Raw genomic sequence first — 25674 nt, forward strand, 5'->3', positions numbered from 1 at the left:
CATCATGAAAAAAAACCCAGCCTCAATTCTGGCAGTAGTCTGCATTTTAACCATATTAGGCATTATTTATGCCGCAATGATGCCGCAATGGCTGTCAAAAAATGATGAAGCACTCGCTGATTTTTCAACTGAAAGAGCCTTCAATCAAGTGCAGATTATCGCTCAGAAACCACATTATGTTGGGTCAACAAATCATGAATTAGTAGCAAATTATCTTAAGCTTGAACTTAATCGAATAGGTTTAGAAACTAGTGTTCAAGAGGGTTTTACACTAAACGACAAAGGTCTTTTAGTAAAATCAAAAAACATTCTAGCCCGTATTAAGGGTACTAATAATACTAAAGCACTTTTACTTTTATCGCATTACGACAGTGCTCCACACTCTTTTTCAAAAGGCGCAAGTGATGATGCATCGGGCGTAGCCACAATTCTAGAAGGAATTCGTGCTTTTTTATACGCTAAACAGCCACAAAAAAATGACATTATTATTCTTTTCTCAGATGCTGAAGAATTGGGTTTGAATGGCGCTGCCCTTTTTGTAAACAAACACCCATGGGCAAAAGACATTGGTTTAGTTTTAAACTTTGAAGCCAGAGGAACTTCGGGACCAAGTTATATGTTAATGGAAACGAACAAAGGCAATCAAACGCTTGTTGAAGAATTTTCGAAGGCAAAAACAGCTTATCCCGTTTCTAACTCGTTAATGTACAGCATCTATAAAATGCTTCCAAACGATACTGATTTAACTGTTTTTAGAGAACAGGGAAATATTCAAGGATTCAACTTTGCTTTTATCGACGGACATTACAATTATCATACACAGCAAGACGATATTCATCATTTAAGCAAAACTACTCTGGCACATCAAGGATCTTATTTAATGCCTTTGCTGAAATATTTTGCCAATACAGACTTAAACAAAACTTCATCAACAGAAGATAATGTATATTTTAACATTCCATTTTCATTTATAAGCTATCCGTTTTCATGGGTTGCGCCAATGACTCTGATTGCTTTTGGTCTATTGATTATTCTTATTTTCATTGGAAAAGCGAAACGTATTATTACTTTCAGAGAAATATTTAAAGGTTTTGTTCCGCTTTTAGGATCTATAATTACGGCTGGATTAGTTACTTTTCTGGGTTGGAAAATTATCTTAGAAATCTATCCGCAATATTCTGATTTACTAAACGGATTTACCTATAATGGTCACGCTTATATTGGAGCATTTGTAACGCTGAGTATTGCCATTTGTTTTGCCTTTTATCATCACTTTTCAGATGCAAAGGCTACTATGAATCATTTTGCAGCTCCTTTATTACTTTGGATTATCATAAATGCTTTTTTAGCAAACAGCTTAACTGGCGCAGGATTTTTAATTATTCCTGTTTATTTTGGAATAGTATTACTCGCAATCTACGTTTTTACTCAATATTCCGGCTTGGGTTTAAACTTGATTTTTAGTATTCCTGCATTGGCAATTGTAGCACCTTTTATTGTGATGTTCCCAATTGGTTTAGGCTTAAAAATACTTTTTGGAAGCGCAGTTCTAACTGTTCTTCTTTTCGGATTACTGCTTCCGGTTTTTAACTCTTTCATAAAAAAAGGCGTTTGGCTTATCGTTTTCTTTGCCTCCTCAATAGGGTTTTTCGTTTATGCGGGTTATCATTCTGGATATGAACCAGGAAAGGCAAAATCAAATAGCTTATTATACATCTACAATGCAAATTCAAACTCAGCAATTTGGGCTACTTACGATACAAATCTAGATGATTGGACAAAAGCTTATTTGGGAGAAAAAAACCAGAAAGCTCCGGGATTAAATAATCTGCCATTAAGCAGTAAATACAGCTCAGGTTTTACATACAGTGCAATCGCTCCAGTTGTCGATGTACCAAAACCAACTATCTCTTTTATAAAAGACAGTGTTGTGGGCAATAATCGTTATTTAAAAATTAAAATTACTCCTAATCGAAAAGTAAATAGATACGATATTTACGCTAACCCAAAAATGACATTTTACAACTTTAAGGCAAATGGAGTTTCGACTTCAGACGAAAAAGGAAATCGTTTAGAGCGAGAAGGAATGCGTCTTTTATGTTACTATGTTGTAGGCAATGAACCTCTTGTTTTGGATTTCTATATTAATAAATCGTCTATTTTTGATATGGATTTAATAGAGAGTTCTTTTGATTTGTTATCCAATCCGTTGCTTAAAATCAAACCTAGAAGTGACTGGATGATGCCGACTCCTTTTGTTTTAAATGATGCGGTTTTAATACAACAAAAAATAAAACGATATACACCGCCTGCCCCCGTTTTACCGCCTGCTGTAACTGTAAAAGATTCTACCATTATTACAAAAGACAGTTTAAAACCAGTTATTAAACAACAATAGTTTTATGGCAACAAACATTTCAACTACAATCTTAAATGCATCTATTGAAGAAGTTTGGAATGCATTGACAAAACCAGAGTTAGTAAAACAGTGGCAATATGGCAGCGAACTTATTACAGACTGGAAAACAGGTAATGAAATACGTTTTAGAAATGAATGGCAAGGTCAAGTCTTTGAGCAATGGGGCAGTATTTTAGAAATTGTTCCAAATCAGAAAATAAAATACTCTTTGTTTTTTCCACGTCCAGAATTAGAGGACAAACCAGAAAATTATTTCATAATGAGTTATATTTTATCTGAAGAAAACTACAAAGTAAAACTACAAATAATTCAAGAAGACAATCGTCCTGGAGCCATTCAGGAAGAACCTCAAGGTGATGAAAATCCTATACTTCAAAGTTTAAAAACTTTGGTCGAAAATTAAATCTCAGGGCAGACTTTTAAATTAAGTACTGCCCTTCCTTTTTTTCAGAAATCTTCTTTACTCAATCTTTTGTTGTTCTTGCAAACATTCTGAAACAATCGCAAGACAAGCATAAAAAGTCTTTTATAAGTTTTAACTTTGAGCCTTTTCAACTTTGAATCTTTACACGAAAATGGCAAAAATAAGCATACTGGGCTGCGGATGGCTGGGTTTACCTCTGGCTAAAAAACTAATTGAAACAGGAAATTCGGTAAAAGGATCAACAACTTCTGAACATAAACTTTCCATTTTAGAAAATGCAGGCATAAATCCTTTTTTAGTTTCGGTTGAGAGCGACAGAATTTCAGAAAGTATAGACGCTTTTTTAGACGGAAACGAAATTTTAATTATTGATATTCCGCCCAAATTAAGAGAAAACAACTCTGATTCTTCCGATAAAATTTTTGTCAAAAAAATTGAAAATTTAATTCCCTTTATAGAAAATGCAGCAATCAAAAAAGTCCTTTTTGTAAGTTCAACTTCTGTATATGGTAATGAAAACAGTTTAATTACAGAAGAAACAAACCCAAATCCAGAAACCGAAAGCGGTCGGCAATTGCTTTTGGCAGAGCAGATTCTTCAAAAAAATCAAAATTTCGAAACCACAATACTTCGTTTCGGCGGATTAATTGGGGCAGACAGACAACCTGTAAAGTTCTTAGCCGGAAAAGAAAATCTTAAGAACCCAGATGCTCCCGTAAATCTTATTCATCAAAATGACTGCATTGGCATAATTGAAGCCATCATCATACAATCAAAATGGAATGAAGTTTTTAATGCTGCTGCACCTTTTCATCCTTCGCGAAAAGAATATTACACTCAAAAAGCAAAAGAATTGAATTTAGTTTTGCCAATATTCAGTTCTGAAAAATCAGATATAAAAAAGACTATTTCAAGCGAAAAAATTCAAAACGAATTAAACTATCATTTTAAACTGGAGAATTATTAAAGATGACGAATGTCAGGCTGAGCGAAGTCGAAGTCCTTTTGTTTTCATAAGCCTTCGACTTCGCTCAGGGTGACAATAGTGTAGACTTTACGAACTTTAGTAAAACGAACAAAAACTTAAATTACTCACATAGAACCCTATATGGTTTAAAAAAACTTTGCGAACTTTGCGATATACCTTTGCACCTTTGCAGTAAAAAAACTATGGAAACAGTTTATATCAATTCACCATTAGGAATCACCAAAATTATTGGAGATGAAAATGGTATTGCTGTAATTTCAGTTTCAGATATGGGCAGCAATGAGATTTCTAAAACAATTCCTGACGTTTTGCAAGAAGCTGTTTTGCAGCTCCAAGAATATTTTGAAGGGAAAAGAACCGATTTTGATCTAAAACTAAACCCAAAAGGCACCGAGTTCCAACAAAAAGTATGGAAATCGTTACTTGAAATTCCGTATGGAAAAACGGTGAGTTATATGGATCAAAGCAAAAAATTGGGCGATGTAAAAGCGATTCGCGCAGTGGCTTCGGCAAATGGAAAAAACCCGCTCTGGATTGTAGTTCCCTGTCATCGTGTTATTGGTACAAATGGTTCTTTAACCGGTTACGCAGGCGGATTATCTCGTAAAAAATGGCTTTTGGAACACGAAAACCCAAGTACACAACAAAGCTTATTTTAAAAAAATAGGTTAATTCTTATATAACGATTAGTTTTTGTACTTTTATAAATCTAAGATGTCTAAATAATGATTGAAAAAATAAACCTCAATAACATTCTCTTTCTCGATATAGAAACCGTTCCAGAAGAAGAAAATTTCAATTCGCTTGATGCAGAAATGCAGCTGCTTTGGGATCATAAAACACAATATCAGCGAAAAGACGATTTTACTGCAGAAGAATTTTACGATCGTGCTGGAATTTGGGCCGAGTTTGGAAAAATCGTCTGTATATCTGTCGGTTATTTTACCATTAAAGGGGACATTCGTAATTTTAGAGTGACTTCTTTTTTTGGAGAAGAAAAAAAGATCTTGAAAGATTTTAATAATTTATTGAACAATCATTTCAATCAGCCGCAGCATCTTTTATGCGGACACAATGCAAAAGAATTTGATATTCCGTTTCTAGCCCGCCGAATGATTATCAATGAAATTGCAATTCCAGATAAACTAAATTTATTTGGTAAAAAACCTTGGGAAATCGCACATTTGGATACTTTAGAATTATGGAAGTTTGGCGATTATAAACATTTTACATCCTTAAAATTACTAACTAAAATTCTAGGTGTTCCATCGCCAAAAGGAGATATTGACGGCAGTCAAGTTGCCCACGTGTTTTATGTAGAAAAAGATATCGATCGAATTGTGACGTATTGCGAAAAAGATACTATTGCCGTTGCACAGATTTTTCTCCGTCTGCGTCGCGAAGATTTATTGATTGATGATGAAATTATTCACGTTTAATTTTTAAGGTACAGAGGCACAAAGGTGCAGAGATGCAAAGTTTATTTTGATATTTAAAAAATGACACATTCGGAAATTTCACATCATCGTCTTGTTTCTCAAAAACTTTACAAAACAACTAAATGTTCTCCACAAGAAGTTGTACACTATTTAGGTGCAATGCAAGCGCAAGATTATGCCATGGCAAAATGGGCTGTGGGATCTCGGTGTGATACATCTGAAAAGGAAATTGAAGAAGCTGTAGATTCTGGTAAGATTATCAGAACCCATATTTTAAGACCGACTTGGCATTTTGTTTCGGCAGATGATATTTATTGGATGCTTGATCTTTCAGCACCGCAAGTAAAAAGATTCACTACTTCAGCGGCAAAAAAATATGGTTTTGATTCCAAAAAACTAGATCAAATTAATATTTCGATTGAAAAATTATTGGCGAGAAACAATCATTTGACACGAGATGAAATAATGCAGGAACTAGGCATTAAAAAAACTTCGAAAGAAGATTTTCTAAGTGCCGCAATTATGATGAATGCAGAACTCGATGGTTTGGTTTGTAACGGTAAAATGAATGGCAAACAAATTACATATGCACTTCTTGAAGAACGTGTTGAACGACCAAATACTAAACTGACAAAAGAAGAGGGACTGACAAAATTAGCAAAACGTTATTTCGAAAGTCATGGCCCGGCAACTTTACTTGATTTTTCGTGGTGGTCTGGTTTTTCGCCTACAGTCTGTAAACTGGTGATTCATTCAATCGCATCAGAATTGAATTCGGTCGAAATTGAAAATCAAACTTATTGGTTTGGTTCTGATACTTCTAATGAGAATATCTTCCGCGAAAGCGTACATTTTCTCCCTGCTTTTGATGAAATTCTCATATCATATAAAACGCGTGAAGCATCAATTTTATTAGAACATCAAGCTAAAGCCTTTACCAATAACGGTATTTTTAAACCCATAATTATGGAAAACGGAAAGGTTATTGGAACATGGAAAAGAACGATCAAAAAAGATCACGCAAAAATTGAAACACAGTTTTTTAGTGAAATCAAAAGCGCCAAAAAAGAACTGCTTTTTAAAGAAATTAAAACTTTTGAAAATTATCTCGAAACCAAAATTATCATTGAATAAATCAAAATTTCACTAAATGATTATTACTTGTGAGAGATACTTCATGTTTCGATTATAAAATCTTTGTGCATATTATCCCTAAATAATTACATTTACAAAAAAAAATTAGCATTATGGTATTAAGCAGATTCTGGTTAGTGATTTTTATTTCTTCGATTGTCTTTATTGTAGTCAGTTTATTTACTGCCAATACTTATACTATTGATTCTGTCTTGAATGGAAAAAAAGATGATCCGATTTTAGTTTCAGAAAAATACATTGAACAACTTCCTGCTTTTATCAAGGATAGTATTAAAAAAGCGCCAGATCAAACGATGATTATCAATCGTGATACGCTTAATGCTGACACAACTTATGTTTATAAAAACAAAACAGTAAAAATTTTCAGCGGTCTTCAAAAATCGGATGGTTTACTTCCAACTTGTAAAACTACTTTACTTGACTTAATTCTGCCTCTTATGGCATATCTAGCCTTTTTCTGCGGATTAATGGAGCTTTTAATTGTTTCCGGAGCATCTGGAAGACTGGCTAAAGTATTAAGTCCTGTATTTGTAAAGGTATTTCCAAGTATTCCTAAAAATCATCCCTCAATATCTTATATGACTTTAAACTTTGCTGCTAATTTCTTAGGATTAGATTCAGCTGCGACTCCGTTTGGACTTAAGGCTATGGAAAGTTTACAGGAAATAAACCCCGACAAAGACAAAGCGAGCGATGCTCAAATTATGTTTATGTGTCTTCACGCTTCTGGATTAACATTAATTGCGACTTCTATTATTGGATATCGTGCGGCAGCTAATGCAACTAATCCAGCTGATGTTATGCTGCCTTGTATCATTACATCTTTTATTGGCACAATTGCGGCCTTTTTAATTGTTGGAATTAAACAAAAAATCAATTTTAAAAGCGCTTCACTTCTAATTGTTTTAATGGGATTAATTGCTACTATTGTTGGCTTGCTGATGTATGTAAATCATTTAGATTTAATTGGAAAAAACTACTTTACCTCTAACCTTTCTGGTTTGATATTAATTGCAATTATCGCTTTTACTTTGATTTTTTCATTCATTCACGAAAAAAAATTTACTGATGCCAATACAACCGTTTTTGAGACATTTGTAGTTGGCGCAAACAATGGTGTAAAAACTGGTGTTACTATTTTCCCTTATGTATTGGGTATGTTAGTCGCTATTTCTTTGTTCAGAAACAGTGGTTTATTTGAAATTATAAGTGATGGAATTGCTTTTGTATTCTCGAATATGGGTGTGAGTAAAGAAATCACAAATGCTTTGCCTGTAGCAATGCTTCGTCCATTTAGTTCAGCAGGATCTCGCGGATTTTTGATTGATTCTATGAATACTTTTGGAGCAGATTCATTGACGGCTAGATTAAGCAGTATTTTTCAATGCAGCGCCGAAAGTACTTTTTACGTAATTGCCGTTTACTTTGGATCTGTAAATATCAAAAACACACGCTACGCTTTGGGAACAATGCTTTTGGTTGATTTGATTTGTGTGATAACAGCTATTTTTGTGGCTACTTGGTTTTTTTAACTAATTGATTCTGCATATTGTGTAAACTGGACTGAAGTCCAGCCCTACAATATTGTTCGTACTTATGCACTTTTCTTGATTTTGAAGAACCAATTTATTCTGTATAAACTGGACTGAAGTCCCGCCCTACAATATTATTTTTTAAATTCCGAAGGAATGATTTATTTTGTAGAGCTGGACTTCAGTCCAGTTTAAAATAAATTTGAGATTGAATCAACAAATTTGTAAGGTATTTTGTATTATGATGATGATAAAAATCATTACAAATTAATACAGAAATATGTCAAATACCTTTCATCAAGTTTATATTCAGGCAGTTTTTGCAGTTAAATATAGAGAAGCGCTTATTACCGTTGAATGTAAATCAAAAATATTAGGTGTTATTGGTAATCTAATTAATGAAACTGGATGTAAAACAATAATTGTAAATGGAACAGAAGATCATGTTCATTGTTTCTTCGGTTTAAAACCAACAGTTTCTACCTCTGAATTAATGAAAAATTGTAAAAGGAAAATCTTCAAAATACATTAATGATAATCAATTAACGACTTCTAGATTTGAATGGCAGGAAGGCTACGGCGCTTTTTCCTATAGTCAGTCTCATATTGATGCTGTTTATAAATACATCAAAAATCAAGAAGAACATCATAAAAAACAAAATTTTAAAGATGAATACTTTTCTTTCTTGGAAAAATTCAACGTCAAATTTGAACAAAAACATGTTTTCCAAAACTTAATATAATTTGATTTTAAAATCGTTGTAAACTGGACTGAAGTCCAGCTCTATAATATGAATAGAATGGGTTTAATATGTTGAAACTATAACTTTACTGAAAAGGAACATTGATAATAATAATTAAAAAAATAATGAAACCACAAGCTCTTTTATTTTTATTGCTTTTTATAAGCTGTCAAAAACCAAAACCTGAAACGCAACTTACAAGTACAACTGCAGAATCTAAAACAGAAACAACTGCCGTAAAAGAACATTTTTTAAAAACAGATACAATTTCAATTGCTGAGGGAGAAGAAACCTCAAAAAGTAATTTTATTTTGGCACATCTTCTAAATCAAACAGCAGATAAAGACAGCATTGTAACTGCAAAATATCGTCTTGATTTCTATGTAAATAAAACTAAAGTTACCGATTCACAAATTTCAATTAAAGGCGTTGATAAAGGATCTGAATGGGGAGCAACTTATGGATTAAATTCTACTGCTTCCAAAAATTCTCCTTTTGTTCAAATTACTTTTGGATATCCTGCCTGCGGTTATAGCCAAAATAATTATTTGTTTTATTTAAAAAACAGTGACTTACAACTGGTTCATGAATGGGATTCTATGCTCGATGGCGGTTGGGGAAGCTGGGTTGAGTTTGACAATCCTAATGCAAAATCTAATCCTGAATCTTTTTATTGTAAAACCGTGACCTATTTCCCCGAAGACGATAATGAAGATATGGGAACTGTTTCACATTCTGACTCTATTGCTTTTCGCTTAAACGGCAATCATTGGAAAAAGCAGTTAGTTTCTGCCAAAGACAAGGTTTATTTCGAGAAAAAAGTATCTTTTGACGAATTTCACAAACGAGAATAAACACTCAAAAACAAGTCTTATTCAAATTCTTTCTTAGGTAAATAATTTCTAACTTTGTAAAAAACAAAGCAATGATTGATTTTATATACCAAGATCCTTATCCTATTTTAAAGGATGATACGCAATACCGCAAAATCACTTCTGATTTTGTAAAAGTGGAACAATTTGGTGAACGCGAAGTTCTTACCGTTGACCCAAAAGGTTTAGAGTTATTGGCTGAAGAAGCTTTAACTGATGTTTCGTTTATGCTTAGAACGACGCATTTACAGAAATTAAGAAAAATTCTTGACGATCCTGAAGCTACAGATAATGATCGTTTTGTGGCTTACAATTTGCTTCAAAATGCTTCTGTCGCTGCCGAAGGACAATTGCCAAGCTGCCAAGATACCGGAACTGCAATTGTAATGGCAAAAAAAGGTGAAAGCATTTTCACTGGTGTTGATGATGCAGAATGGTTAAGCAAAGGAATTTTTAATACCTATCAAAAACGTAATTTACGTTATTCGCAGATCGTTCCAATTTCGATGTTTGAAGAAAAGAATTCAGGTTCAAATCTTCCGGCTCAAATTGATATTTATGCTAAAAAAGGGGCTTCTTACGAGTTCTTATTTATGGCAAAAGGCGGAGGTTCTGCAAATAAAACGTATTTATACCAACAAACTAAGTCTTTATTAAACGATAAATCTTTAGATGCTTTTATCCGTACTAAGATTAAAGATTTAGGAACTTCAGCTTGTCCGCCATACCATTTAGCTTTGGTTATTGGAGGAACTTCTGCTGAAGCGAATTTAAGTGCTGTAAAAAAAGCTTCTGCGGGCTATTATGACCATTTACCAACTTCAGGAAACATGGCTGGTCAGGCATTTCGTGATCATGAATGGGAAGAACGTGTACAGCAAATTTGTCAGGAAAGTGCAATTGGCGCTCAGTTTGGAGGAAAATATTTTACACATGATGTTCGTGTAATTCGTTTACCGCGTCACGCTGCTTCTTGCCCGGTTGGATTAGGAGTTTCTTGTTCTGCAGATAGAAATATCAAAGGAAAAATTACGAAAGACGGAATTTTTGTTGAGCAGTTAGAAGTGAATCCAAAACAATTTTTACCAGAAACAGCTCCGCATTTAGAAGCTCCGGTTGAAATTGACTTAAATCAGCCAATGGCAGATATGCTGGCAAAACTATCTCAATATCCTATCAAAACACGTTTAAAGTTAAACGGAACTGTAATTGTAGCACGTGATATTGCACATGCTAAAATTAAAGAGATGCTTGAAGAAGGAAAACCAATGCCGGAATATTTTAAAAACCACCCAGTGTATTATGCTGGACCAGCTAAAACACCAGAAGGAATGCCTTCAGGAAGTTTTGGTCCAACTACGGCAGGACGTATGGATGTTTATGTTGATGAATTTCAAAAACATGGCGGAAGCATGATTATGCTTGCAAAAGGAAACAGAACCAAACAGGTTACGGATGCTTGTCATAAATACGGCGGATTCTATTTAGGTTCTATTGGCGGGCCGGCAGCTATTTTGGCTCAAGATAATATTCTAAAAGTTGAAGTTGTTGATTTTGAAGAATTAGGAATGGAAGCGGTTAGAAAAATCACCGTTAAAGATTTCCCAGCTTTTATTATCACTGACGATAAAGGAAATGACTTCTTTGAAAATTTATAGTTTTTTCTAGATGCTGAGGAACTAAGGTTCTGAGGTACTTAGATTTTAAAAAAGAAACCGCCATTTGGCGGTTTCTTTTTTACTATAACTTAAAGGTCTACCCTTTTATGATTTTCTTTAGTGACTCTGAGCCTTTGTCACTTTGAGCCTTTGAACCTAAAACTAAGCACTTTTATCTTCTTTTTCGAAAGCTATAAAATGAGAAACTTTACCTTTTAAATTATAAACAGGTATTGCATCAATGTTGCATTTGTAAACTTTTCCGTCTTTTTATAGTTTTTAAGGGTTTTATTGAATGGAACTTGCTGTTGTATCGCTTCTCTTATTTCATTTAAAACCACTTTTGATGTGGCTGGCCCTTGAAACATTTTTGGTGTTTTTCCTAAAACTTCATCTTCTGTATAACCAGTCATTTTTTTAATTCCATTTGAAGCGAAAATGATTTTCAAATTCAAATCTGTAACCAAAACAACTTCCTTTGTAATACGTTCTTCAATATCAAAGTTTTCCTGATTCCAAACGAACTGATTGGAGATTTTATTCATTCTTTTTAAGTCTGCAAGAAATGCTTTGAGCTCTCTAAAATACTCACAATGAAAATCCCACGCCAAAATAGGAACTGAATTACGATCCGAAGTCTCCTCAGATAAGTTTGTTTTCATGCTCAGATATTTGATTTTATCTAAATTTTCAACTCAAATATAAGAAGAAAATTCATCACAAAAACAAAAATATTCATAAGTTTAATTATTTAATAATACACTTAAAATGAAAACTTTAACTGCACAACAACGGCTTTTTTCTCTTCGGTATTTAGATTACTTAAAGAAATTCCCAACAATCGAACTGAATCTTTCATTTTCTCCTGATATAGTAATTCTTCAACAATTTCGATAATTAAACTTTTATCCGAAATAAAATAAGGCAGTGTTTTACTTCTAGTTTGCTGTGTAAAATCGCTGTATTTTATTTTAAGTGTAACTGTTTTTCCTGAAATAGTATGCTTTTTCAACCGCCTTTCTAGTGAAGCGGCAATTTTTTCAAGCTGCTCCAGCATAAAAATTTCAGAAGACAAGTTAACATCAAAAGTATGTTCGGCTGCGACGGACTTAGTTGTACGAGATGCTTTTACCTCGCTGTTATGAACGCCTCGAACAACATGGTAGTAAAAAGTTCCTGACTTGCCAAAATGTTTTTCAAGAAACTCCAGCGATTTGTTTTTTAAATCTAATCCTGTAAAAATGCCCAATTGATACATTTTTTCTGTTGTGACTTTTCCAACACCATAAAACTTTCGAATAGGCAGTTCTTCCAAAAAACTTAAAATTTCATCTGGATTTACCGTTTTTTGTCCGTTTGGTTTGTTGACATCACTGGCAATTTTGGCCACAAACTTATTAACTGAAATTCCAGCCGAAGCGGTTAGACCAACTTCATTTAAAATCCTAAGCCTAATTTCTTGCGCCAATAAACTTGCACTGGGATTTCCTTTTTTATTTTGAGTAACGTCGAGATAAGCTTCATCCAGCGAAAGCGGTTCAACTAAATCTGTATAGTCATGAAAGATCTTATGAATTTTACTAGAGATTTCTCTATATCGATCAAATCTCAGAGGAACAAAAATAATATCTGGACAGTATTTTTTGGCCAAAACTCCGCTTATCGCACTTCTAACTCCAAACTTTCGAGCTTCATAACTTGCTGCAGAAACCACTCCTCTATTCTCTGAGCCTCCAACTGCCACAGGTTTTCCTCTCAGCATCGGATTGTCCATCTGCTCAACAGAAGCATAAAAAGCATCCATATCAATATGAATAATTTTTCGATATGTTGGCAAGTCTGACATAATGCAAATTTAAACAGGAAACCTATAACTAGAGAGCTTCTGCTGTTATAAATAGTATCAATTTTTAAAGATTAACAACTAAATGATTCCAAACAAATCATTTTAATTATTTTTGTAGTTAATACCCGAAATTTTTTAAAATGCGAACATTTGTTATAGGCGACATACACGGAGGATTACTCGCACTTGAGCAAGTGATGAAAAAAGCTCAAGTTACTACAAAAGATACTCTTATATTTTTAGGTGATTATGTTGACGGCTGGAGTCAGTCAGCAGAAGTGATTGATTATTTGATTGATCTAAAAAGTAAACAAAACTGCATCTGCATTAGAGGAAATCACGATCAATTGGCTTTAGAATGGCTTGAAAACAGACATGATGACCTTGATGAAGAAATGTGGTATAAACATGGCGGAAGAGCAACTGTTGAAGGCTATGCCAAAGTATCTGAAGAAAAAAAGAAAACACATATTACTTTTTTAGAAGCACTTAAGGATTATTATTTAGATGATCAAAATCGTCTATTTGTACATGCTGGTTTTACTAATTTAAATGGTGTTGTTTGGGAATACTTTCCAAAACTATTTTATTGGGATAGAACACTATGGGAAACTGCACTTTCATTAGATCCAAACTTAAAACCAGATGATTTGTACTATCCGAAGCGTTTTACAGTTTATAAAGAAATCTATATTGGGCATACGCCTGTTACCAGAATTGGACAGACTATACCTGTACAAAAGGCTTGTGTTTGGAATGTTGACACTGGTGCTGCTTTTAAAGGTCCGTTGACAATTATGGATATTGATACTAAAGAATTCTGGCAGAGTGATCCGCTGAACGAATTATATTCCGATGAAAAAGGTAGGAATTAGCACCTAAAAAACTAAATTTGCACTCAATAATTAATATTTAAGTTTTATGAAAAAGGTTATTACATTTTTGTTTTTAGTAACATTTGGGTTTACTCAGGCGCAGCAGGCTTTTAAAGGAAAAGGAGACATGAAAGTAAACGTTGGTGCTAATATACAAGATGGAGGTTCTGGAATTCAAGGGTCTGTAGATTTTGGTTTAGGAGAAAATTTCTCTTTTGGTTTTGTTGCCAATTATTTACTTGGAGTAGATAATTTTACTGGTTTCTATCATAACAACCCAACTCCTTACAACGATTACAAACCAGATTTTCAAGATCGTTTTGACGCTAAAGCAAGAATTAATGCTAATTTAAGTAGTGTTATTGGTGTAGAACAATTAGATATTTACCCGGGTTTAAGTTTAGGATTACATAATTTTGGAGGTCACATTGGCGGACGTTATTTCTTTACAGATGGTTTTGGAGTTTTTACTGAAATTGGATTTCCAATTGCAAAATACGGAAGTAATGATGGTGTTTTTGATCACTTAAATAATCAAACGACTTTTAGTTTAGGAGCTTCTTTCAATTTAGATTAAGTTTTTAAGTTCCAAAGGCTCAAAGTGGCAAAGGGACAAAGTTTTTAAAAAGAAAAAAAACCGCCTTATTGGCGGTTTTTGTGTTTTATATCTAAATTTCTGACACTAGTCTAAGTTTTCTTTTTAACATAAAAATAAAATCATTTAATGTAGTGGAGTAGTCTTCATTTGAATCCTCATCAATCAAAAATTCGGAAAGGTCTTTTTTTCGATGATAAATCAATAAGGAAGAGTAATTTATACCTATACTCGGAGCCCAATTTACAAATGACATCAGAAAGAAATAGAATATCAAAACCCTAATAAAAACAAAGAACTTCCAAAAACCTTTACTTAAACCATTTTCATTATTTTCTCTAAAAGCTTTAATGGTAAAATAAAGCAGTTGAATTATAAAAATCGGTATAAGAATATTCGACAGATGTAATAAACACCGAACATCTATCAAAAACATTAACAATGCTATAAAATTCGAAATTGCTGTATTTATTATGAAGAAATAACTTCCCCATTTAATATCTATTTCAAACTTTTCCAAATTTGCGTGTTTTTTAAGTCAGAGCTAATGTAAATAAAAGATTACACTCTATTAATGCCCTCTCGGAAATAAAAAAAATCTTCATTCAAGAAAGTTCTCTTTATCTAAATCACTCTTTACACCTTTGTGCCTCTGAGTCTTTGAGCCTAAAAATCAAATCGCCATTTCTGGAATTTCTCCCTCAATAATCAAATCGGCTTCAGTTGAAGCAATGATATGCTCAACAGAAACACCTGGCGCTCGTTCTAAGAGCTTAAAACCTTTTTCTGTTACTTCGAGAACCGCAAGCTCAGTTACAACCTTTTTAACGCATCCTACACCTGTTAATGGCAAAGTACATTTTTTTAAGATTTTAGATTCGCCTGCTTTATTCACATGCATCATAGCAACGATGATGTTTTCGGCGGAAGCCACTAAATCCATCGCACCTCCCATTCCTTTTACCATTTTACCCGGAATTTTCCAGTTTGCGATATCTCCGTTTTCAGAAACTTCCATTGCTCCTAGAATGGTTAAATCTACTTTTTGACTGCGAATCATTCCGAAACTAAACGCCGAGTCGAAAAAACTTGCACCCGGAAGTGTGGTTATGGTTTGTTTTCCTGCATTGATAATATCTGCATCTTCTTCACCGGCGAAAGGAAAAGGTCCCATACCAAGAACTCCGTTTTCGCTTTGAAATTCAACTGCAATATCTTCTCTGACATAATTTGCAACCAAAGTCGGGATCCCGATTCCAAGGTTTACAAAATATCTGTCTTTTACTTCTTTTGCAATTCGTTTTGCTATATCTTCTTTTGTTAACATGTCTTGAATGTGTTAATTAGAAAATTTGATAATTAGAAAATTTTTACGCAATCTGCTTAATTATCAAATTTTCTCATTATCTAATTTTTAGTTCTCACTGTTCGTTGCTCGATTCTTTTTTCAAATTTTTCTCCTTGAAAGATACGCTGTACCATAATTCCTGGAATATGAATTTGATTTGGATCTAAAGTCCCAACTGGAACCAATTCTTCAACCTCTGCAATTGTAATTTTCCCTGCACCGGCCATACAAGCATTGAAGTTTCTGGCAGTTCCTTTAAAAATCAAATTTCCAGCTTCGTCACCTTTCCATGCTTTTACAATGGCAAAATCGGCTTTAAAAGCTTGTTCCATAATATGCATTTTACCGTTGAATTCGCGAACTTCTTTTCCTTCGGCAACTTCAGTTCCGTAACCAGCAGGTGTAAAGAAAGCTGGAATTCCGGCTTGTGCCGCACGACAGCGTTCTGCCAAAGTTCCTTGCGGCGTTAATTCAACCTCCAATTCTCCTGAAAGCATCTGACGCTCGAACTCGGCATTTTCTCCCACATAAGAGGAGATCATTTTTTTGATTTGTTTTTTCTGCAAAAGCAATCCTAAACCAAAATCATCGACTCCGGCATTGTTCGAAATACAAGTTAAATCTGAAATTGTAGTTTCTACTAAAGCCGCAATAGTATTTTCAGGAATACCGCATAGACCAAAACCGCCAAACATAATTGTCATTCCCGTTTTTATTCCATCAATTGCTTCCTGAACATTATTTACTTTTTTTGTTATCATAACAAAGGGTCTTTATTATCGTATATTTTTGATAAAAATAAGATTTTTAGATTAATTTATATCGATTTCGTAAAAAATAAAATCAACCAATCCAAAAAAATATCCTTTTGCGTTTTTCAAATCTGAAAGCCGCAAAAGGATATTTTATATTTTAAAAAGAGACTAAATTACAACTCGAATTCGTCTGTATTTTGTTCTGTTTGTGTTGTGTCTTTTACAACAGCAGGTCTGCTGTAACAATCTACTTTTATAGAAAGATTTGCTGGACGTTCAAATTCTGATTTAGAAATTTGAAGTCCTGGATCAGCATAACAAAGTTTCATGAAATAACCCCAAATTGGTAATGCTGCTGTAGCTCCTTGTCCGTAAGTTAAACTTTTAAAACGAGCCGAACGATCTTCGCAACCTACCCAAACTCCAGTTACTAAATTCGGAACCATTCCCATAAACCATCCATCTGACTGATTTTGTGTTGTTCCGGTTTTACCTGCAATTGGATTTTTGAACATATACGGATATCCTGTCCATCTATTATCACCACTTCCTCCGCCTTGCGTACGCAAACGAGCACCAGAACCAGTTTCTGTAACCCCTTCTAACAATTTGATTACGGCAAAAGCAATATCTTTATTTAAAACGTCATGAGATTCTGGAATTGGTTCGTAAATAACCTCGCCGCTTTTATTTTCGATACGGCTTAAAAATTGTGGTTTTACATACACTCCTTGATTGGCAAATGTACTATAAGCAGCCACCATATCTTCAACCGTAATATCAACAGCTCCAAGAGCAATAGACGGCTGTGCAGGAATTTCGGTTTTTACCCCTAATTTATGTGTTAATTCAACCACAGCTTCTGGGCCAGTTCTGTCAATTAATTTTGCTGAAATCGTATTAATCGAATTAGCCAAACCTTGCTTTAAAGTAACCATTCCGCGGTATCTGTTGTCAGAGTTTCTCGGTTCCCAATCTGCTGTAACATTATGACGTCCTTTATGAATCATAAATGGTCCATCTAGAATTGAATCACAAGGAGACATATTTAATTGTTCAATAGCAGTTGCGTAAACAAATGGTTTAAAAGTAGAACCAACTTGTCTTGCTCCTTGCCCAACGTGATCGTATTGGAAATATTTATAATTAATTCCCCCAACCCATGCTTTAATATTTCCAGTTTGCGGCTCCATAGCCATCATACCTGATTGTAAAAAATGCTTGAAATAACGAATAGAATCTAATGGCGTCATTACTGTATCACGCTCGCCTTTCCAAGTAAAGATGCGCATCTTTGTTTTTACTTTGAATGAAGCAATAATATCATCTTCGCTTTTGTCCATGTCTTTCATCTGAGCCCAGCGAACAGAGTTTTTCATTGCCTGCATCATAATACGATCAGTCTCTGCTTGCGTAATGTTTACGAAAGGCGCATTTTTATTGGTTTTCATTTCAATAAAAAATTGCTGCTGCAGATTTTTCATATGCTCAGAAACTGCTTCTTCGGCATGTGCCTGCATTCTCGAATCGATGGTAGTATATATTTTTAAACCGTCTTTATAAATATCATAATCTGAACCATCTGGTTTTTTATTTTCGGCAACCCATTTTTTCATGTAATCACGAAGGTATTCTCTAAAATAAGTAGCTGTTCCTTCACGGTGGCTTTCTAGTTTGAATTTTAATGCAATTGGCAAGGCCTGCAACCTCAACTTTTCAGCTTCAGTAATCATTTTTGCTTTTTCCATTTGAGAAAGCACTACGTTACGACGATTTTTTACTCCTTCTGGATTACGAACGGGATTGTATAATCCTGAGTTTTTGAACATTCCGACTAAAATAGCCGATTCGTCCATGGTTAAATCTTTTGGATCTTTTGAGAAATAAGTTTGAGCAGCAGAACTAACTCCTACTGAATAATTTCCGAAATCGTAAACGTTGCAATACATTGCCAAAATTTCGTTTTTGGTGTATTGTCGTTCTAGACGAATTGCGATAATCCATTCTTTTATTTTTTGTACAATTCTAAAAGGGAGAAATTTAGAACCTTCTCCATGAAATAATTGTTTTGCAAGCTGTTGTGTTAATGTACTTGCTCCTCCATTTGTTCCTAAACTAAATACCGCTCTTAAAGTTCCACGTCCGTCGATTCCTGAATGTTCGTAAAAACGAGCATCTTCGGTTGCAACCAAAGCTTCAACTAAACTTTTTGGTAAATCCGAATATTTAAGCTGAGATCTATTGGTTTTAAAATACTTACCAATTACAACTCCATCAGAAGAAATAATCTCGGTTGCCAAATTAGAATCTGGATTTTCCAAATCTTCAAATGAAGGCATCGAGCCAAAAAGTCCCCAAGAAGCAAATAAAAAGAAAGCCAGAATACCTAATAAGGAATAAGCAAAAACTCTCCAGAACTTCTTTTTGTAATAATTAATATCCTTAACGCTATTTGTTTGATTGTTTTTCTTAGCAGCCATAACTATTTTCTAATCTTTTTGTTCTATTCTAAAACCTACATCTGTAATACCATCTAAAGCTTCAACTCCTGGTATTTTTCCTGATTCTCTAACCGCTTGTTTAATATGAACTTTGTAGGTTCCTTTAAACTTTACATCTTCTTTGTAAAAAAGTTTACTTTCTTTAATATCGCTAAAACCGTTTCCTAAAAGAGTTCCGTCAGGATTTGCCATTTGATATTCTAAAGTATCCACTTTTGTAAAACCGCTTGGTGTTTCTAAAGCTACAATTAAGAACAGATTATTAAACGGATAATTGTTGTTGTCTCTCAAATTTACAAACAAATTGTATTTTTTGGTAGAATCTAAAACTGGCAGATCAAAAGTTATAATACTGTCTTTGTGCCAAGCACTTCCAACAGATTTATACTCATCGAACACTCTTTTTTTATCGCACGAAAAAAGGAGTATCGCTGCCAAAAAAAGAATTCCGCTATTTTTTATTCTCATTTTTTGTAATAATTATAGGTTTTCTAGGTTCAGCCGTTTTATTTTCATTTGAATTTGGCTTATTCGAGTTATTTCCTTTATTCGTATTTTGCGGCTTATTCTGGTGATTTGGCTTATTCGGATTATTCCCTTTATTTGGTTTATTCGAATTTCCTCCACCAGGTTTATTATTAGCTTGCTGTGTTTTTTCAGGAGCAGCAACAATCGCATTTTCAGCATTTGGCTTACGCTTGCGATTTGGTTTTTTCTTTCTTTTCGGCTGGTCAAAACGAGTTAAACTTTCTTGACCCATTGCATTATTAAAGTCTTTTTCAGGCTCTGAAGTCACTTCAATTGCAAAATCTTCTAATGAAGAAACTTTGTTTTTTTGTTTATTCTCAGCTATAATTTCTTTTACCTGATCAATTTTTAAAACATGCCAATTTGCAAAATTATTGGTATAAGCAAACCACATTAATCCTTTAAAAATATCTTGTTTCTGACAAATTGCGTCTCCTTTTTCAGTCACTAATTTAGTGTCGTAATCTGGAAAATCTTTCAATGCGTCCATGTAAGTATCTAACTCGTAGTTTAGACAGCATTTTAATTTACCACATTGTCCTGCTAATTTCTGCGGATTCAATGAAAGCTGCTGGTAACGTGCTGCCGATGTGTTGACACTTCTAAAATCTGTTAACCAAGTGGAACAGCAAAGTTCTCTTCCGCAAGATCCAATTCCACCCAAACGAGCAGCTTCCTGACGGAAACCAACTTGTTTCATCTCAACTCTTGTGCTAAATTCTTTTGCAAAATCTTTAATCAAAAGTCTAAAATCGACTCTGTCATTTGCGGTGTAATAAAAAGTAGCTTTTGATCCATCACCTTGAAATTCAATATCTGAAATCTTCATTTCCAGCTTATGCTGAATTGCCAATTCACGTGCACGAACTTTCATTGGTTCTTCACGATCACGTGCTACTGACCAAATATCAATATCTTTTTGAGATGCTTTTCTATAAATCTTTGGAACTTCGTTACTATCTGGATTTACTCCTTTTTTCTTCATTTGAATTTTTACCAATTCTCCTGTCAAAGTAACAATTCCTATATCATGTCCTGGTGATGCAACAGTTGCTACAATATCACCTATGCTTAACGTTAATTTTTCTGAATTTCTAAAAAACTCTTTACGTCCGTTCTTAAAACGAACCTCAACACAATCAAAAACCACCTCTCCATTAGACGGGCTCATGTTCGAAAGCCAATCAAAAACCGTCAATTTATTGCAGCTGTCGGTGCCGCAAGTCCCATTATTTTTACAACCCTTTGGTGCGCCGCCATCAGAGGTTGAACAACTTGTACATGCCATAATTATATATGTAGTGTTGCAAAAAAGCAACTTAAGTTCATAAACGTTTGATCGGTAAAGATAGTATTTTTTTTATTTTGCTTTTTATCGTTTGAATTATAAGACGTGTAAAATAAAAAAACCTGTTCTGTTTAACACAAAATAGGTTTTTTTAAGCTTTTTTTAGGCTGAATATATCTATGTCTCTTTAACCGTAATAATTTTCACAGGACAAGCTTTTGCTGCTAGTTCGCAGCTTTCAACAATACTATGATTTGGAGATTTTAATGTAAAAAAGCCTTTTGCATTCACCGAATGAATCAAAACTGATTTCCCATCCTTTTTTGACATTTGAAAATGCACTGGATCCATTTCGACGCAGTAATTACATCCAATACATTTATCTCTTTGTAAAGTTACGATAACCATTACGCTTCAACAATTTTATATAATTTGTCCGACATTCTGATTCTAAATGGAAGTTTAAAAGTACAATCGTCTCCTTTTGTAGCTTTTTCTGCTGCGAGATCATTTACAAACATCTCATCAATAATCATTTCCTGAGCGCCGGTGCTTGGTCCGGTTACGAGAATTTTATCCCCAATTTTTATATCGTAAGCTTCTATTTTGAATTGTCCTACGTTGGCTTTTGGAAAATAATGTGTTCCTTTTCCAACATAAACCTTTTTCTGTGTTGCTGCAGATCCTGGAATAGCACTCCATTCTCCTAATTCTTGTCCCAAATAATATCCTGACCAGAAACCACGATTGTAGACAGTTTCTAAAGCCTGCATCCAAACTGTTACTTTTTCTTTGGAGAAAGTTCCATCATAATAAGCGTCAATAGCTTCACGATAGGTTTTAATAACTGTTGCTACATATTCTGGCGCACGACCGCGCCCTTCAATTTTTAAAACCTGAATTCCAGAATCTATAACTTGATCTAAGAAATCCAGCGTACATAAATCTTTTGGCGACATCATGTATTCGTTATCAAGTTCGATTTCAAAACCAGTTTCCTGATCGATAACAGTATATTTTTTTCGGCAGTTTTGTTTGCAGGCGCCACGATTCGCAGATGAATTATGAGAGTGTAAACTCAAATAACATTTCCCTGAAACTGCCATACACAAAGCTCCGTGGCCAAAAATTTCGATTTCGACTAAATTTCCATTTGGACCTTTTATCTGTTCTTTTTCAATTTGAGCCGTAATATTCTTTACTTGACGCAAGCTTAATTCTCGACTCAAAACCATTGTATCTGCAAATAAACTGTAGAATTTTATGGTTTCGATATTCGTTACATTTAACTGAGTTGAAATATGAACTTCCATTCCAATTGATCTTGCCATGGCAATTACGGCTTGATCAGAAGCAATTACCGCAGTTATATTAGCTTCCTTCGCTTTGTTCAATAATGTTTTTACGACAGATAAATCGTGATCGTAAATGATCGTGTTTAATGTAAGATAGCTTCTAACATTTTTGGCTTCACAACGCTTCGCAATTTCTTTTAAATCTTCAATTGTAAAGTTCACCGTCGAACGTGCGCGCATATTCAGCTGTTCAACTCCAAAATATACGGAATCACAACCATTATCTAAAGCAGCCTGAAGCGACTCAAAGTTCCCTGCGGGAGCCATGAGTTCAATTTTGTTGGTAAGTGTCATTTTGATTTATTATTCAAATGACAAAAATAATGCGGGTATAGATTAGATTCCTATGATTTATATCATAGTCTATATTTTAAAAATTATTTGTAACACATTAATATAGCCCACGATTGAAACCATGGACTATATTTATATTAATTTTTGGTGGACAAAATGGCATGAATCCATAATTTGGTAAAATATGGCTGCACCATTTTAAATTTAGGATTTTAAAAATCACTAATTTAAAATTTTATACAATTTATCTGATAATCTAATTCTAAAAGGAACTTCAAAAGTAACTTTATCACCAATTTTAGCTGTTGCAGTTTCTGCCCCATCAACAATTAGTTTTTCTAAAATCATTTCCTGATTACCTGTTGTTGGTCCCGAAATTAAGATTTTATCTCCGCTGTTTAACTCTTGGTTTTCAATAGTAAATTGTCCCACTTGCGCTTTTACGTAGTAATGTTCTGCTTTTCCAAGAAGTACTTTTTTTACTTTAACTTTCTGGCGAATATCAACAGGCTTTTCGGCCGCACCCAAAGCTGAGTTTGGCAGTTCACCTGAATGTTTGAATTTTAGATTTTCTGATTTTCCTTTTCTAAACACTTTGTTTCCAACTTGTTTTCCGGTTCTTAAACGAACTTGGTCTACTAAAGGCATATGAATAATCTCTAAACATTCTGTAGAACAACAGTTTTCCATTGCGGCTTTACAATCGTCACATTGAATAAACAATAAATGACAGCCGTCATTTTCGCAGTTTGTGTGATTATCGCAAGGTTTTCCGCATTGGTGGCATTGTGAGATAATATCATCTGTAATTCTTTCTCCAAGACGATTATCAAATACAAAGTTTTTTCCAATGAATTTGCTTTCTAAACCTTCAGCTTCAATTTGTTTAGCATAATTGATAATTCCGCCTTCTAATTGAAATACATTTTTAAAACCTTGGTGTTTAAAATAAGCACTTGCTTTTTCGCAACGAATTCCTCCGGTACAATACATTACCAGATTTTTATCTTCTTTATGGTTCTGAAGTTGATCGTTGATTATTGGCAGACTTTCTCTAAAAGTTTCAACGTCTGGAGTAATGGCGTTTTTAAAATGTCCTACTTCACTTTCGTAGTGATTTCTAAAATCAACAACAATTGTGTTTGGATCATCTAAAATCTCGTTGAATTCTTTGGCTTTCAAGTGAACGCCTATATTGGTAACATCAAAAGTATCATCATTTAAACCGTCGGCAACGATTTTATGACGAACTTTAATAGTTAATTTTAAAAAGGAATGGTCATCATGTTCTACAGCTTCATTTAAACGAATGCCTTTCATGAAATCATAAATTTCAAGAGTTGCTCTAAAAGCTTCCAAATTTTCTTCAGGAATACTCATTTGAGCATTAATTCCTTCGTTAGCAACGTAAATTCGACCTAAAGCATCAAGTGCGTTCCAGGCTAGAAATAAATCATCGCGAAATTTTTTGGGATCTTCAATTTTTGCATACGCATAGAAAGACAACGTAAGACGTTGTTTACCTGCATCATCGATCATGATGGCTCTTTCTTCTGCGCTCAAAGTGTTGTACAGTTGCATGCTATAAACAGTTTTAAGTTAAGAATATATGTGATTTTTAAAATCTGCTGCAAAAATAAGGTTTATTTTCAGATTAAAAATTCTATTAACATTTTATCTGTTTTTTTTGATTCAAAGAATTGGATCAATTCATTCATTTTCTCTTTACTTCTCATCAAAACCTCCGTAATTACTGATTATCAAATAAATACAGTCTTTACAAAGTGAGATAAAATGAAATATACTTTTTTTACTTTTTTATTAAAAAAATGTTAACTTAGCTATGGACTTAATTGGTTTTTAATTAGTTGAATATTAATGCATCTTAATATAAATTAAAAATGAACAAAATTTACCTCTCGGCAATTCTATCCCTTTTCTTTCTTTCAGCCTGCAAAAAAGAAACTCCGCCAGCGCCCAAACCATTAGAAATCTCAATCCTTACAGTTTTGAATCAGGATGTTAAAGTTGAATCTGAATACACTGGACAAACTTACGGGCAATCAGATATTCAAATAAATCCGCGAGTCGATGGTATTATTACAAGCTTAAATTTTAAAGAAGGTGGTTTTGTAACCAAAGGTCAGTTATTGTACAGCATTGATCCATTACCATATAAAGCAAAAGTTGCCGAAGCCGAAGGAACATTGGCAGAATCGCAAGCACGTTTGGCAAAAACCAAGGCCGACTTAGATATGATTGCACCTTTAGCTAAAATAAATGCTGTTAGTCAGAGAGAATTAATTTCGGCAAAATCTGCCAATAGTGCTTCTCAAGCTCAAATTAAAGCATCACAAGCTTCTTTAGAAAATTCAAAAATTGAATTGGGTTACTGCCAAATTCTAGCTCCAATTTCAGGTTTAATTGGAATATCTAAAGTAAGAGTGGGCGATTATGTGAGACCTGGTGCGGCATCTGTTTTAAATACAATTTCTGATCTAGGCGATGTTAGAGTCCGATTTACAATGAGCGAACAAGAATTTCTGCGTCTTTTTAGAGAATTTAGTAAACCCGATTCTCCCTTAAAAGGATCTGGCGCAGTAGTTTCTCTAAAATTATCAGACGGATCAACGTACCCTGAAACAGGTCGAGTTAGTTTTGCCGACAGACAAATTGATCCTTCTACTGGTGCCATAACATTTGAAGCTTCATTTGCAAACCCTGATAAATTATTGCGTCCGGGACAATATGTAAAAATTGGTTTACTTACAGATGTTCGCAAAAATGCAATCGTGATTCCGCAGCGAGCAGTAATAGAAGTACAAGGTATTTATCAAGTGTATGTTCTTGGAAAAGACAATAAAGTCAATATGCAGATTGTAAAACCGGGTCCATCAGTAAAAGATGGTTATGTTATTGAAGATGGTTTAAAACCTGGAGATAAGATTGCCATGGGAGGCACTTCATTATTAAAAAATGGAAGTGTTATTACACCAAAAATAGTGCAATGGGAATTAGGTCAGACTGGGGCTGGAGCAGCTAAATAATTTATACAACAC

The 25674-nt window shown here is 34.0% G+C and carries 24 protein-coding genes; 14 read left to right on the forward strand and 10 right to left on the reverse strand.

The window, feature by feature from the left end:
* Positions 1–4 precede the first annotated feature (4 nt).
* The 11 genes from BOW55_RS01405 (at position 5) to BOW55_RS01450 (ending at position 11230) form a co-directional block, all read left to right on the forward strand.
* Positions 5–2398: a M28 family peptidase gene (locus tag BOW55_RS01405; RefSeq protein WP_129022652.1), complete on the forward strand. Its 2394-nt coding sequence runs from the start codon at positions 5–7 to the stop codon at positions 2396–2398.
* 4 nt (positions 2399–2402) lie between these two features.
* A complete protein-coding gene (locus BOW55_RS01410) occupies positions 2403–2822 on the forward strand; it encodes an SRPBCC family protein (RefSeq protein WP_129022653.1) in 420 nt (139 codons plus the stop codon).
* 172 nt (positions 2823–2994) lie between these two features.
* Entirely contained in the window at positions 2995–3810 is an 816-nt protein-coding gene (locus BOW55_RS01415) for an NAD(P)H-binding protein (RefSeq protein ID WP_129022654.1), read from the forward strand.
* Between the two features lie 203 nt (positions 3811–4013).
* A complete protein-coding gene (locus tag BOW55_RS01420) occupies positions 4014–4490 on the forward strand; it encodes a methylated-DNA--[protein]-cysteine S-methyltransferase (RefSeq protein ID WP_129022655.1) in 477 nt (158 codons plus the stop codon).
* A gap of 66 nt (positions 4491–4556) precedes the next feature.
* Complete coding sequence (locus BOW55_RS01425) at positions 4557–5270, forward strand: 3'-5' exonuclease (protein ID WP_129022656.1); 714 nt, start codon at positions 4557–4559, stop codon at positions 5268–5270.
* 60 nt (positions 5271–5330) lie between these two features.
* Positions 5331–6404 carry a winged helix DNA-binding domain-containing protein gene (locus BOW55_RS01430; RefSeq protein WP_129022657.1) on the forward strand — a complete coding sequence of 358 codons (1074 nt, stop codon included), beginning with the start codon at positions 5331–5333 and terminating at the stop codon, positions 6402–6404.
* A gap of 113 nt (positions 6405–6517) precedes the next feature.
* Positions 6518–7957 carry a nucleoside recognition domain-containing protein gene (locus BOW55_RS01435; protein ID WP_129022658.1) on the forward strand — a complete coding sequence of 480 codons (1440 nt, stop codon included), beginning with the start codon at positions 6518–6520 and terminating at the stop codon, positions 7955–7957.
* A gap of 280 nt (positions 7958–8237) precedes the next feature.
* Positions 8238–8489 (forward strand): transposase, encoded by a 252-nt coding sequence (locus BOW55_RS21520; RefSeq protein WP_256371686.1) that lies wholly within the window; start codon positions 8238–8240, stop codon positions 8487–8489.
* On the forward strand, positions 8485–8700 hold the full coding sequence (locus tag BOW55_RS21525) for a transposase (protein ID WP_256371687.1): 216 nt from the start codon (positions 8485–8487) through the stop codon (positions 8698–8700). Before BOW55_RS21520 ends, BOW55_RS21525 begins: the two co-directional genes overlap by 5 nt.
* 125 nt (positions 8701–8825) lie before the next feature.
* The gene (locus tag BOW55_RS01445; RefSeq protein WP_129022659.1) at positions 8826–9554 is read left to right on the forward strand and encodes a hypothetical protein; all 729 of its coding nucleotides are present in this window, start codon (positions 8826–8828) and stop codon (positions 9552–9554) included.
* A 71-nt stretch (positions 9555–9625) separates the two neighbouring features.
* Positions 9626–11230 carry a fumarate hydratase gene (locus BOW55_RS01450; RefSeq protein ID WP_129022660.1) on the forward strand — a complete coding sequence of 535 codons (1605 nt, stop codon included), beginning with the start codon at positions 9626–9628 and terminating at the stop codon, positions 11228–11230.
* Between the two features lie 215 nt (positions 11231–11445).
* Here the strand turns inward: BOW55_RS01450 and BOW55_RS01455 are convergent, their stop codons facing one another.
* Both BOW55_RS01455 and dinB read right to left on the reverse strand, forming a co-directional pair.
* Positions 11446–11892, reverse strand: coding sequence for a PAS domain-containing protein (locus BOW55_RS01455; protein WP_241686441.1), 447 nt, complete (start codon positions 11890–11892; stop codon positions 11446–11448).
* A 101-nt stretch (positions 11893–11993) separates the two neighbouring features.
* Positions 11994–13076 carry a DNA polymerase IV gene (gene dinB, locus BOW55_RS01460; protein ID WP_129022661.1) on the reverse strand — a complete coding sequence of 361 codons (1083 nt, stop codon included), beginning with the start codon at positions 13074–13076 and terminating at the stop codon, positions 11994–11996.
* A gap of 140 nt (positions 13077–13216) precedes the next feature.
* Here dinB and BOW55_RS01465 point away from each other — a divergent pair, with 140 nt between their 5' ends.
* Positions 13217–13951: a metallophosphoesterase family protein gene (locus BOW55_RS01465; protein WP_129022662.1), complete on the forward strand. Its 735-nt coding sequence runs from the start codon at positions 13217–13219 to the stop codon at positions 13949–13951.
* Positions 13952–13997: 46 nt separating this feature from the next.
* A complete protein-coding gene (locus tag BOW55_RS01470; protein WP_129022663.1) occupies positions 13998–14528 on the forward strand; it encodes a DUF6646 family protein in 531 nt (176 codons plus the stop codon).
* 691 nt (positions 14529–15219) lie between these two features.
* On the opposite strand, the gene BOW55_RS01475 is transcribed toward BOW55_RS01470, so the two are convergent.
* The 8 genes from BOW55_RS01475 to BOW55_RS01510 form a co-directional block, all read right to left on the reverse strand.
* Complete coding sequence (locus tag BOW55_RS01475; protein WP_078006684.1) at positions 15220–15873, reverse strand: CoA transferase subunit B; 654 nt, start codon at positions 15871–15873, stop codon at positions 15220–15222.
* 80 nt (positions 15874–15953) lie between these two features.
* Positions 15954–16655: a CoA transferase subunit A gene (locus tag BOW55_RS01480; RefSeq protein ID WP_129022664.1), complete on the reverse strand. Its 702-nt coding sequence runs from the start codon at positions 16653–16655 to the stop codon at positions 15954–15956.
* Positions 16656–16822: 167 nt separating this feature from the next.
* The gene (locus tag BOW55_RS01485; RefSeq protein WP_129022665.1) at positions 16823–19129 is read right to left on the reverse strand and encodes a penicillin-binding protein 1A; all 2307 of its coding nucleotides are present in this window, start codon (positions 19127–19129) and stop codon (positions 16823–16825) included.
* A 9-nt stretch (positions 19130–19138) separates the two neighbouring features.
* On the reverse strand, positions 19139–19618 hold the full coding sequence (locus BOW55_RS01490; protein ID WP_129022666.1) for a gliding motility lipoprotein GldH: 480 nt from the start codon (positions 19616–19618) through the stop codon (positions 19139–19141).
* Complete coding sequence (locus BOW55_RS01495) at positions 19602–20966, reverse strand: regulatory iron-sulfur-containing complex subunit RicT (protein WP_129022667.1); 1365 nt, start codon at positions 20964–20966, stop codon at positions 19602–19604. The genes BOW55_RS01490 and BOW55_RS01495 overlap by 17 nt, the downstream gene beginning before the upstream one ends.
* Before the next feature lie 177 nt (positions 20967–21143).
* Positions 21144–21374 (reverse strand): ferredoxin, encoded by a 231-nt coding sequence (locus tag BOW55_RS01500; RefSeq protein ID WP_129022668.1) that lies wholly within the window; start codon positions 21372–21374, stop codon positions 21144–21146.
* Entirely contained in the window at positions 21374–22615 is a 1242-nt protein-coding gene (locus BOW55_RS01505; protein WP_129022669.1) for a peptidase U32 family protein, read from the reverse strand. The genes BOW55_RS01500 and BOW55_RS01505 overlap by 1 nt, the downstream gene beginning before the upstream one ends.
* A 222-nt stretch (positions 22616–22837) precedes the next feature.
* Positions 22838–24196: a rhodanese-related sulfurtransferase gene (locus tag BOW55_RS01510; protein WP_129022670.1), complete on the reverse strand. Its 1359-nt coding sequence runs from the start codon at positions 24194–24196 to the stop codon at positions 22838–22840.
* A 320-nt stretch (positions 24197–24516) separates the two neighbouring features.
* Between BOW55_RS01510 and BOW55_RS01515 the strand changes: the two genes are divergently transcribed.
* On the forward strand, positions 24517–25662 hold the full coding sequence (locus BOW55_RS01515) for an efflux RND transporter periplasmic adaptor subunit (RefSeq protein WP_129022671.1): 1146 nt from the start codon (positions 24517–24519) through the stop codon (positions 25660–25662).
* Positions 25663–25674 lie beyond the last annotated feature (12 nt).

Origin of the sequence: Flavobacterium sp. YO12, assembly GCF_004119495.1 — a bacterium.
GTDB lineage: Bacteria > Bacteroidota > Bacteroidia > Flavobacteriales > Flavobacteriaceae > Flavobacterium.

Excerpts from the sequence above, each read along its gene's own strand:
- BOW55_RS01500 (WP_129022668.1), bottom strand. The coding sequence starts at position 21,374 with ATGGTTATCGTAACTTTACAAAGAGATAAATGTATTGGATGTAATTAC.
- BOW55_RS01495 (WP_129022667.1), bottom strand. The coding sequence starts at position 20,966 with ATGGCATGTACAAGTTGTTCAACCTCTGATGGCGGCGCACCAAAGGGT.
- BOW55_RS01445 (WP_129022659.1), top strand. The coding sequence starts at position 8,826 with ATGAAACCACAAGCTCTTTTATTTTTATTGCTTTTTATAAGCTGTCAA.
- dinB (WP_129022661.1), bottom strand. The coding sequence starts at position 13,076 with ATGTCAGACTTGCCAACATATCGAAAAATTATTCATATTGATATGGAT.
- BOW55_RS01435 (WP_129022658.1), top strand. The coding sequence starts at position 6,518 with ATGGTATTAAGCAGATTCTGGTTAGTGATTTTTATTTCTTCGATTGTC.
- BOW55_RS01465 (WP_129022662.1), top strand. The coding sequence starts at position 13,217 with ATGCGAACATTTGTTATAGGCGACATACACGGAGGATTACTCGCACTT.
- BOW55_RS01485 (WP_129022665.1), bottom strand. The coding sequence starts at position 19,129 with ATGGCTGCTAAGAAAAACAATCAAACAAATAGCGTTAAGGATATTAAT.
- BOW55_RS01425 (WP_129022656.1), top strand. The coding sequence starts at position 4,557 with ATGATTGAAAAAATAAACCTCAATAACATTCTCTTTCTCGATATAGAA.
- BOW55_RS01475 (WP_078006684.1), bottom strand. The coding sequence starts at position 15,873 with ATGTTAACAAAAGAAGATATAGCAAAACGAATTGCAAAAGAAGTAAAA.
- BOW55_RS01415 (WP_129022654.1), top strand. The coding sequence starts at position 2,995 with ATGGCAAAAATAAGCATACTGGGCTGCGGATGGCTGGGTTTACCTCTG.
- BOW55_RS01470 (WP_129022663.1), top strand. The coding sequence starts at position 13,998 with ATGAAAAAGGTTATTACATTTTTGTTTTTAGTAACATTTGGGTTTACT.
- BOW55_RS01505 (WP_129022669.1), bottom strand. The coding sequence starts at position 22,615 with ATGACACTTACCAACAAAATTGAACTCATGGCTCCCGCAGGGAACTTT.
- BOW55_RS01515 (WP_129022671.1), top strand. The coding sequence starts at position 24,517 with ATGAACAAAATTTACCTCTCGGCAATTCTATCCCTTTTCTTTCTTTCA.
- BOW55_RS01410 (WP_129022653.1), top strand. The coding sequence starts at position 2,403 with ATGGCAACAAACATTTCAACTACAATCTTAAATGCATCTATTGAAGAA.
- BOW55_RS01480 (WP_129022664.1), bottom strand. The coding sequence starts at position 16,655 with ATGATAACAAAAAAAGTAAATAATGTTCAGGAAGCAATTGATGGAATA.
- BOW55_RS01455 (WP_241686441.1), bottom strand. The coding sequence starts at position 11,892 with ATGAAAACAAACTTATCTGAGGAGACTTCGGATCGTAATTCAGTTCCT.
- BOW55_RS01510 (WP_129022670.1), bottom strand. The coding sequence starts at position 24,196 with ATGCAACTGTACAACACTTTGAGCGCAGAAGAAAGAGCCATCATGATC.
- BOW55_RS21520 (WP_256371686.1), top strand. The coding sequence starts at position 8,238 with ATGTCAAATACCTTTCATCAAGTTTATATTCAGGCAGTTTTTGCAGTT.
- BOW55_RS01405 (WP_129022652.1), top strand. The coding sequence starts at position 5 with ATGAAAAAAAACCCAGCCTCAATTCTGGCAGTAGTCTGCATTTTAACC.
- BOW55_RS01420 (WP_129022655.1), top strand. The coding sequence starts at position 4,014 with ATGGAAACAGTTTATATCAATTCACCATTAGGAATCACCAAAATTATT.
- BOW55_RS01450 (WP_129022660.1), top strand. The coding sequence starts at position 9,626 with ATGATTGATTTTATATACCAAGATCCTTATCCTATTTTAAAGGATGAT.
- BOW55_RS01490 (WP_129022666.1), bottom strand. The coding sequence starts at position 19,618 with ATGAGAATAAAAAATAGCGGAATTCTTTTTTTGGCAGCGATACTCCTT.
- BOW55_RS01430 (WP_129022657.1), top strand. The coding sequence starts at position 5,331 with ATGACACATTCGGAAATTTCACATCATCGTCTTGTTTCTCAAAAACTT.